Here is a 9,710-nt window from a genome sequence, read left to right on the forward strand (position 1 = left end):
GGGTACGCTCAAGAGACCTGTTAAACTGTTTACTTAAGCTGCATATCATTCTTGACTGATTTTACGCCTTGAATGTCACGTGTCATCTGAACCGCTTTGTTGATCTCTGTTTGTGAACTGACAAAGCCACTTAATTGAACAACCCCGTCAAACGTTTCAACATTGATCTCACTGAATCTAAGACCCGGATCATCGAGAATTGCTGCTTTAACACGCGCAGTAATTGTTGAATCGTCAATGTATGCACCGACAGTTTGTTGCTTTTCCGGGGCAGCGCAGCCAACCATACCGAATAACGAAACAGCGAGTAATAGTGCAACAGCATACTTGCCAACATGTTTCATGATTAAAACTCCAAGCATTGGAAGTGGGAAATTTGCGAAGGCAGTGATGAGACTGGTCTCGCTGAGTATCCATGTACTGAGCTATTAGCAGTAAAAACTGTGTATCTCAGTACTATGTGATGTTTTATTAGCAGCTATTTTTGAAAAATAAGCTGTTTCAAAAACGTTTGTTTAGAATAATACTCGTGGTTTGGAGGGTCTGTGTGCTATCGCACAATCGCATAATCAGATAGGGTGGGGGTTAGTGAGTTTTCATCTTTTCTGACAGGTGTAGAGAATGATTGGGCTTCGAGAAGGAGCCCGTCAAAAATTGAAATGATCGATTGTAGTCACTGCTTTTTATAATCAAGCGCATCGGTCGGCCACACGCTTCGTAGCCGACGTCTTAAAAAAACCTAGTAAAAGACGTTCAACCTAGTAAAGCGCTTGCTCATCTCTAACGACTTCTTTCAACACATGTAAAAAAAGCTTGTCCGCTTCATTAAACTCAATCGGAATTTTGACGCTTGTCAGCGATGATAGCTCTTCCGCAATCAAGTGATCCGCATCTTTTTTGTCAATGTGTTTTCTGGCAACCGAAAGCGCCACTTCACAAATGCTTGGGTCTGCAAGAACCTTGCGAATAAAGCGCATTAACTCATTGATCACACGTTCTTTGTTTTTAATCTCTGTAATGTTACTCATGCCGAAAGTCCCCAAAAGAATCAGATGTCAGTATAGTGCTACAGCTTAGACTTTTCATGCAAAATTAAACAGAGTTGTTGATAAGGGTTATTACGCATCTGTTTTAGACTAAAAACTTATGAGTTTAGTAGTTGATAGTCTCTTGACTCGATGACAAAATAGCAGGCTATTTGGGAAAATCTAATTTTTTGTCGTTGCCCATGAGGAAATCCCACGGTGACGGCAGTTTAAGCAATACCCAGCTTATATCTCAGACAGGTCTGGCAGAGCGAGAGATCCTTTTTCTTGTCAGCGCCGCATACAGAACATTAACTGTTTATTACCGACATGAGATCGGTGCTGAGTAGAGGAAACGATTGTGGAATTACTATCAGGCGCAGAAATGGTCGTACGTGCGCTCAGAGATGAGGGCGTTAAGTACATCTACGGATATCCAGGCGGAGCACTGCTGCATGTGTATGATGCACTGTTTCAGCAGAATGAAGTCGAGCATGTTCTAGTGCGTCACGAGCAAGCTGCAACGCATATGGCTGATGCCTATGCGCGTGCAACAGGTAAAGCAGGTGTCGCGTTAGTGACGTCAGGACCAGGTGCAACCAATGCTGTGACGGGGATCGCAACCGCTTATATGGATTCAATTCCTATGGTGGTGATTACCGGTCAGGTCATGAGCTTTCTGATCGGCGAAGATGCTTTCCAAGAAACAGATATGCTCGGTATTTCTCGTCCTATCGTTAAGCATAACTTTAGTGTCACGCGTGCTGAAGATATTCCAAGCATTATTAAGAAAGCCTTCTATATTGCGCAGACAGGTCGTCCAGGACCTGTGGTGATTGATATTCCGAAGGACATGACAGCTCCGACAGAGCGTTTTCCGTATGAGTATCCAAAGTCCGTTAAGCTGCGTTCATACAGCCCTGTGACAAAAGGACATTCTGGTCAAATTCGTAAAGCCGTTGATATGCTGCTAGCAGCTAAGCGCCCAATGATTTACACCGGCGGCGGTGTCATCATGGGTGATGCGAGCCGCGAGTTGATTGAATTGGCTCATCTGCTGAACTATCCAGTGACCAATACGCTAATGGGATTGGGTGGCTTTCCGGGGACAGACGGTCAGTTCGTTGGTATGCTAGGTATGCACGGGTCATACGAAGCCAATATGGCGATGCATCACAGTGACTTGATTCTTGCTGTTGGTGCTCGATTTGATGATCGCGTGACGAACGGTGTTGATAAGTTCTGCCCGACGGCTAGAATCGTGCATATCGATATTGACCCCGCCTCTATCTCTAAAACCATTCAAGCGGATGTCCCAATTGTAGGGCCTGCAAAAGTGGTATTGGATGACATGATCCAGTTGGTCAAAGAAAGCAAGAAGCGTCCAGATGCAGAGGCGATTGCAGCTTGGTGGAAGCAAATTGATGAGTGGCGTGCTCGTCACGGTGGCCGTTATCGTACTGACGACTCTGAAATGATGAAGCCGCAGCAAGTCATTGAAATGCTGTGTAAAGTGACAGAAGGTGACGCCTATGTCTGTTCAGACGTAGGGCAACACCAAATGTTCGCTGCTCAATACTATAAGTACAACAAACCGAATCGTTGGATCAACTCCGGCGGTCTCGGTACGATGGGCTTTGGTTTGCCAGCAGCCATGGGCGTTAAAATGAACTTCCCGAACGAGGAAGTGGTCTGCGTAACGGGTGAAGGCAGTATTCAAATGAATATTCAAGAGCTTTCGACCTGTAAACAATATGATATTCCGGTCAAAATTATATGTCTGAACAACCAGTCTTTAGGTATGGTGCGTCAATGGCAGGACATGAATTACGAGTCTCGTCACTCACAATCCTACATGAACTCGCTGCCTGACTTTGTCAAGCTGGTTGAATCCTATGGTCATGTTGGAATAAAGGTCACTAAGTACTCAGAGCTTGAAAGCGCAATGCGTGAAGCCTTTGCGATGAAAGATCGCCTAGTCTTTATGGATATTATGGTAGATCCGTTCGAACATGTGTATCCGATGCAAGTGCCTAGAGGTTCTATGCGTGATATGTGGCTGAGTAAGACGGAGAGAACCTGATCATGAGACATATAATTTCAGTTTTGATGGAAAACGAGCCGGGTGCTTTGTCACGTGTCGTTGGCTTGTTTTCTCAGCGTAACTTCAATATTGAGTCTTTGACCGTTGCGCCAACAGAAGATGAGACCCTTTCACGCTTAACCGTGACAACGATTGGCGACGATCGAGTCATTGAGCAGATCACAAAGCAGCTTAATAAGCTAATTGATGTGGTAAAAGTGGTTGATTTGTCTGAGGGTGAGCATATCGAGCGCGAGCTCATGATGATCAAGTTCAAGGCAAATGGTCAGATGCGTGCGGAAATTAAGCGTACCGCTGATATTTTCCGCGGGCAGATCATTGATATCACTCCAAACACCTACACGGTGCAGTTAGTGGGATCAAGTGAAAAACTCGACGCTTTTATTACGTCCTTGGGCAATACCTGCATTATGGAAGTGGTACGTTCAGGCGTCTCCGGTATTTCCAGAGGCGAAAAAGTTCTAGCGGTCTGATTTTAAATACGCTAAAGCGCACATTAAACCCGCAGAGTTATTACACTCTGCGGGTTTTTTATGTTTTAACGCTTCAGAAAGGGAAGAAAATAGGGAGTAAAATAAGCGTAATCAACAGTGCAATAAGTTGAAGGGGAATGCCAACCTTGGCAAAGTCCGCAAACCGATACTGTCCTGGTTCGACAACCAAGGTATTCACAGGGGAGGCAATTGGAGTGGCGAAGGCTGTTGATGCCGCTATCGCGACTGTAATCATAAAAGGCTCCGGCTGAATGCCAAGCATTTGAGCAACGGTTAGTGCAATTGGCGCAATCAAAACAGTGGTGGCTGTGTTGGAAATAAATTGGCTCAGTAGCGATGTCAATAAAAAGAAGCCAGCACACAGCATCAGAGGGCTCGCATGTCCGTATTCGTTGGCCAAGAGATTAACGACATAACTCAGAGCCCCGCTTTTCTCCATTGCCAAGGCGAGAGGTAGCATGCCTGCGATTAGCACCAAGCTACTCGCATTCAGTGATTTGTAAGCATCATTTAAACTGAGGCATTTACTTAAAATCATTAAAAGAGCAGCGATTAAAATAGCCGTGATATTCGCGATAAAGCCAAACGTCATGGTGATTAACAGCCCTAAAGTGATGACAAGAGCGATGGGTGCCTTTTCAGCTGTTGCTGGAATTTCTTGCATCTCAGCGGGCGTTTCAAGAACAACAAAGTCTCGATGCCGTTCCAGTTGTTGAATGTGTTGCCAACTGCCAGCCAAAAGCAATGTGTCGCCTGCCTCTAACTTAGTATGTGAAAATTCTGTGTTTAAGGGCGTTCGATTGCGCCTTACTCCAATAACACTCAAATTGTGCTTTTCCCGGAACCGGCATTCTTTTAAGGAGAGGTTGACTAACGTAGATGATGGAGGAAGTAAGACCTCAGCTAGCCCGAATGTTTCGTTGACTTTGGCTAATTCGGCTTCATGAAAATCAAGTGATCTTAAATGAAGTGCTTGGCACAAACGGTGGATGTTTGCTTCATCACCATACGCCCAGAGTATATCCAAATGCCTCATTTGAGTATTGGCTAAAACTGGCATTAGACTGGAAAGCCAAGTTCCTTTACGTTGAATGCCAACAACCGTCACTTCGTACTCTGATCTTAGACCCAAATCGGCGAGGGTGTGAAAGGCTAATTGACTCTCAGGCTGAATAATCAGTTTGTGGAGTTGGTGATGGGTCGCGTAGCGTTCAGAAAATTCTATAAGGCTTGGATGGCTGTTATCAGGGTCTCGAATCTCGGTTTTAGGCAGTAGATGTCGAGCTATAAACACTAAATACAATGTTCCGACGATCAAAATTGCCAATCCTATAGGTGTAAACGCAAAGAAGCCAAAGGGTTCAAAGCCAGCATCGCGCATTTGTGCGCTCACAATTATATTTGGTGGCGTGCCTATGAGGGTTAACATGCCACCAATTAATGCTGCAAATGCAAGAGGCATTAATAGCCGAGAGGGCTGCATCCCAGATTTTCTAGCCATGCTTAATACAACGGGTATCAATAAGGCAACGGCTCCAGTGGAGCTCATAAAAGCAGAGAGTAGTGCAACGACCGGTAACAAAAACATTAATAAACGTTGCTCATTATCGCCACCGACTTTCAACAACCAATTGCCAGCCGTTGCTGCCACCCCCGTTCTGAAGAGTCCTTCACCTATGACGAATAAACCAGCAATCATGATGACAACCGAATTCCCGAATCCCGAAACGGCTTCAGAAGGTGTAATAATTCCAGAGAGGGCGAGGACGATAACGACAAGTAATGCAATGGTGTCCATTCGTATTTTGTTACTCAAAAACAAAGCGATGGTGGCACCCAGTAGAGTAAAAACAAAAATCATGTCAGCAGTCATGATACGATTAAGTCCTGATAAAGATTAGGGTTTATTCAGAGAGGGCAGAATACCCTTTCGTTTTGCGGATAGCGACCAAAAGGCTTGGATAAGTGGGTGTTTTAGTTTTTTGTCCAGCGCGAACATACCAACCTCGAAAGGGTCGAGCGCAGGTTCGATCTCCAATAATTGAACGTTTGATGCGAGGGGGCTGTTTTCCAGCACAATTAGGGGAACCACTCCAATGCCAAAACCTAGACTGACCATGCTGACGATCGCTTCGTTGCCTGCCACCTGAGCATAGATTAAAGGCTTTACTCCTAAGCTGCGGAACCATGCATCGCTGCGTTTACGTGCTAAACCAGCTTCAGACACAATCATTGGGACCGAGATCCACTCCTCCTCAATGGCGTGGACCTGAGTCGGGATGTTGAAATGGGTTGCTGTAGCGGGCGCAATAAAAACTAATGGAGAGGTGGTAATTGGACGAAATGCGATGTCTTGTGGTAAGTGGTCGGGTTTAGCACCAATGGCAATGTCTTCATCGCCTGACTTTATTCTTTGAATGGACTCAGCAGGATCACCCGTGTGAAGTTTGATTTCAATACGAGGGTGCTCCCGCCTGAAATCACTTAAGATATCGTATAAGAAGCTGTAGCTTGCAGTTACTGAGCAATAAATGCTGAGTTCTCCTTGTAAATCGCGTGAGTCTGATTGTAGGGAAGAACGTAAGCTTTCCCACTGAAGCAGTGATTCACGAGCGTATGTTTGGAGTCGTTTACCTTCTGGTGTCAGAGAAACGCTGCGATTATCTCGTATAAAAAGTACAACCCCCAGTTCGTCTTCGAGTTGCTTAATCGTGCGGCTCAAGGTAGAGGGGCTGATATGGCAGGCACTGCTACTGCGATGGAAATGTAAGGTGTCAGCAAGCATCAAGAAGTGACTTAAGCTTCGAGTATCCATTTCTGTCATCCCATAAAATGAAACATAGTGTTGCAAATATATCATTTTACGCAACAAGGAAGTTAGATTAAAGTAGGCGCATTACACAGAGAGTGTAACCCCCATTAACGCTTATTACAGGTTGTCAGACATGAAAGTGTATTACGATAAAGATTGTGATCTTTCTATTATTCAGGGTAAAAAAGTATCGATCATCGGTTATGGCTCACAAGGTCATGCCCATGCGTGTAACTTAAAGGACTCTGGTGTAGATGTTACCGTTGGATTGCGTCCTGGTTCATCTTCACGTGCTAAAGCAGAAGCGGCTGGTTTAAAAGTTGCAGATGTTCCTGCAGCCGTTGCAGCAGCAGATCTAGTCATGATTTTGACGCCTGATGAGTTTCAGGGTCAGTTATACAAAACGGAAATTGAACCTAATATTAAGCAGGGCGCGACTCTTGCATTTGCGCATGGTTTCTCTATTCATTACAACCAAGTTGAGCCGCGTAAAGATTTAGACGTAATCATGATCGCGCCTAAAGCACCGGGTCATACTGTGCGTTCTGAGTTTGTTAAGGGTGGAGGTATTCCTGATTTGGTTGCGATCTTCCAAGATGCATCAGGTAATGCGAAGAACGTTGCACTGTCTTATGCAGCAGGTGTTGGTGGTGGCCGTACCGGTATCATTGAAACAACCTTTAAAGACGAGACAGAAACCGATTTGTTTGGTGAGCAAGCCGTACTCTGTGGCGGATGTGTTGAATTGGTTAAAATGGGCTTTGAAACCTTAGTTGAAGCTGGCTATGCCCCAGAAATGGCCTACTTTGAATGTCTACATGAGCTTAAGTTGATCGTTGATCTCATGTATGAAGGCGGCATTGCCAACATGAACTACTCTATCTCTAACAACGCAGAGTATGGAGAGTATGTGACAGGCCCTGAAGTCATTAATGAGCAGTCACGTGAAGCCATGCGTAATGCTTTGAAACGCATTCAGAACGGTGAATACGCTAAAATGTTCATATCAGAAGGTGCTACCAACTATCCTTCTATGACTGCACGTCGTCGTAACAATGCCGCTCATCCAATTGAGCAGGTTGGCGGTAAGTTGCGTGAAATGATGCCTTGGATTACAGCGAACCAATTGGTTGATAAGTCTAAAAACTAATTGCAATTGATGTCTAAAAAACCCGCTTCGGCGGGTTTTTTGTTGTCTATTTGAAAGTATAGTAAGGCTATAGCGTTTAATAGAGTTTGTTGTGTTAGTCTTGAAGTGTTGCCAATCAAAGGAGGGCGCATATGCAAGAGCTTAAATTGAATTTAGCTTTGCAGGGTGGGGGTGCACACGGCGCCTTTACCTGGGGAGTTCTGGATCGATTACTCGAAACAAAATCGCTTTGTTTCGATAGCATCAGCGGAACCAGTGCCGGTGCTATGAATGCAATAGCGTTGACCCAAGGTTGGTTGGAGGGCGGTGCCGAAGGTGCAAAGGAGAGTCTTAGCCAGTTCTGGTATGGCATCGCAACCCCTGACTTGTTAACGCAGCCTAAACACGTTGAGTGGTGGCGAAATTTAAGTCAGCATTTGTCGCCGTATGACCTAAATCCTTTTGATATTAATCCGCTTAAAGACTTGTTGGAGTCGCAAATAGACTTTGAACGGATACGCTCGCAAAAGGAGCTAAAGCTATATATTGCTGCAACGCATGTGCAAACCGGAGGCGCTAGAATTTTCCGAGAGCATGAATTGCAAGTCGAGTGCTTACTTGCTTCTGCGTGTTTACCTACCCTTCATAAGGCCGTCGAAATAAACGGTGAATATTTTTGGGATGGCGGCTTTTCTGCCAATCCAGTGATTCGTTCGTTGATAAGGGATACATCTACAGCCGATATGTTGATCGTATTGCTGCAGCCACTGAAAAGAAACCATGTACCCGTTACTGCAAAGGCAATTCATGAGAGGATGCATGAAATAATGTTCCAGTCTTCATTTGTTGGAGAAATCTCTGATGCAGTAGAGCATATCGAGCATCTTAAGCAAGTGCCATGGTTGCTGGGTAAAGAAGAGAAGCGTTGGCGGCAGGCCCGGTTTCATCTAATTGAGCCAGACGAATTGTTGGTCTCTATGGAATCAATTTCCAAGTTTGATACTCGAAAGAGTTTTCTTGAAAGTTTGAGAGATCGGGGAAGGGTGCAAGCTGATATCTGGTTAAGCCAAAATCAAAATAAAATTGGGATTGCCTCCAGTTGGGCGCTTTGATGAAGGCGAGCGTTTTTTCAGAGTTTGAGTGTTTGTGAATAACTGAAGTAGAATGCACGTAAATTTTTTGTAAATAGCAGGATGTGTATGACAGACAACCACGAAAAACCAGAGCAGGAAGATGAGTTGTTAACTGCTGCTTGCGAGCAAGAAAAGGCACGTCCTCCAAAGGGGGTGTACTTATTGCCGAATTTGTTTACAACGGGTGCGCTTTTTTCTGGTTTTTACGCCGTTATAGCTTCTATGAATGGTCAGTTTGAGGCTGCAGCAATTGCGATATTCGTAGCGATGCTCTTTGATGGGTTGGACGGGCGAGTGGCTCGAATGACAAATACACAGAGTGCATTCGGTGCTGAGTACGATTCATTAGCAGATATGGTCTCTTTTGGTGTTGCACCTGCTTTGGTTGCGTTTACTTGGGCTTTGGATGATCTGGGTAAGCTGGGTTGGTTTGCGGCGTTCATTTATGTGGCAGGAACAGCGCTGAGATTGGCAAGATTCAATACACAAATCGGTTCTGTCGATAAACGCTACTTTATTGGTTTACCAAGCCCTGCGGCAGCAGCAGCGGTTGCTGGACTTATATGGGTTTGCACCGTCTTTGAATTCTCTGCCGAGGATTTTTCAGTGATTGTGGCGGCCTATGTTGGTTTGGCAGGCGTGCTAATGGTCAGTAATGTATTGTATTACAGCTTTAAGGACGTTGATCTGAAAGGTAAAGTGCCTTTCGTTATTTTGGCGGCAATTGTGTTGGCGATTGCGGTGATTTCAATTAGTCCTCCCGTCTTTTTATGGTTGTTATTTGTGGTTTATGGCTTGTCTGGCCCCGTGCTTTGGGTGTTAAGGCGCAAGCGGCACTTATCCAAATAGCTTTCTTTTTTCTAAAACTTGAAAAAAGTTGTTGACCTAGGCTCTAAACCTATTTAATATTCGCGCCTCGCTTGAGAGACAAGGCCTTCCGGGGCAGAGTCACTGAAACGAGGCTTCTTTTTAAGTGTTTGATTCAAATGCAAATTAAGAAGGTGTTGGTGGTT

General features: G+C 44.9%; 9 protein-coding genes. 5 read left to right on the forward strand and 4 right to left on the reverse strand.

Going from position 1 to position 9,710, the window contains the following annotated elements; translation table 11 throughout:
- Nucleotides 1-29: 29 nt before the first annotated feature.
- Together DN062_RS13520 and DN062_RS13525 are read right to left on the reverse strand one after the other, a co-directional pair.
- Complete coding sequence (locus DN062_RS13520) at nt 30-344, reverse strand: BON domain-containing protein (protein ID WP_112159833.1); 315 nt, start codon at nt 342-344, stop codon at nt 30-32.
- A gap of 414 nt (nt 345-758) precedes the next feature.
- Complete coding sequence (locus DN062_RS13525; RefSeq protein ID WP_112159834.1) at nt 759-1,028, reverse strand: hypothetical protein; 270 nt, start codon at nt 1,026-1,028, stop codon at nt 759-761.
- A 358-nt stretch (nt 1,029-1,386) separates the two neighbouring features.
- On the opposite strand from DN062_RS13525, the gene DN062_RS13530 reads away from it, so the two are divergent.
- Together DN062_RS13530 and ilvN are read left to right on the forward strand one after the other, a co-directional pair.
- The gene (locus DN062_RS13530) at nt 1,387-3,108 is read left to right on the forward strand and encodes an acetolactate synthase 3 large subunit (RefSeq protein WP_112159835.1); all 1,722 of its coding nucleotides are present in this window, start codon (nt 1,387-1,389) and stop codon (nt 3,106-3,108) included.
- Nucleotides 3,109-3,110: 2 nt separating this feature from the next.
- Nucleotides 3,111-3,602, forward strand: a complete 492-nt coding sequence (ilvN, locus tag DN062_RS13535; RefSeq protein WP_112159836.1) for an acetolactate synthase small subunit — start codon at nt 3,111-3,113, stop codon at nt 3,600-3,602.
- A gap of 73 nt (nt 3,603-3,675) precedes the next feature.
- Here the strand turns inward: ilvN and DN062_RS13540 are convergent, their stop codons facing one another.
- Both DN062_RS13540 and ilvY read right to left on the reverse strand, forming a co-directional pair.
- On the reverse strand, nt 3,676-5,496 hold the full coding sequence (locus DN062_RS13540) for an SLC13 family permease (RefSeq protein WP_112159837.1): 1,821 nt from the start codon (nt 5,494-5,496) through the stop codon (nt 3,676-3,678).
- A gap of 24 nt (nt 5,497-5,520) precedes the next feature.
- Entirely contained in the window at nt 5,521-6,438 is a 918-nt protein-coding gene (ilvY, locus tag DN062_RS13545; protein ID WP_112159838.1) for an HTH-type transcriptional activator IlvY, read from the reverse strand.
- A 130-nt stretch (nt 6,439-6,568) separates the two neighbouring features.
- On the opposite strand from ilvY, the gene ilvC reads away from it, so the two are divergent.
- From ilvC to pssA, 3 genes are all read left to right on the forward strand, one after another.
- On the forward strand, nt 6,569-7,585 hold the full coding sequence (gene ilvC, locus DN062_RS13550) for a ketol-acid reductoisomerase (protein ID WP_112159839.1): 1,017 nt from the start codon (nt 6,569-6,571) through the stop codon (nt 7,583-7,585).
- A gap of 131 nt (nt 7,586-7,716) precedes the next feature.
- Nucleotides 7,717-8,676, forward strand: a complete 960-nt coding sequence (locus DN062_RS13555; RefSeq protein ID WP_112159840.1) for a patatin-like phospholipase family protein — start codon at nt 7,717-7,719, stop codon at nt 8,674-8,676.
- A gap of 87 nt (nt 8,677-8,763) precedes the next feature.
- Nucleotides 8,764-9,546: a CDP-diacylglycerol--serine O-phosphatidyltransferase gene (pssA, locus tag DN062_RS13560; RefSeq protein WP_112159841.1), complete on the forward strand. Its 783-nt coding sequence runs from the start codon at nt 8,764-8,766 to the stop codon at nt 9,544-9,546.
- Nucleotides 9,547-9,710 lie beyond the last annotated feature (164 nt).

Origin of the sequence: Nitrincola tibetensis (genome assembly GCF_003284585.1) — a bacterium.
In the GTDB taxonomy this organism is placed as follows: domain Bacteria; phylum Pseudomonadota; class Gammaproteobacteria; order Pseudomonadales; family Balneatricaceae; genus Nitrincola; species Nitrincola tibetensis.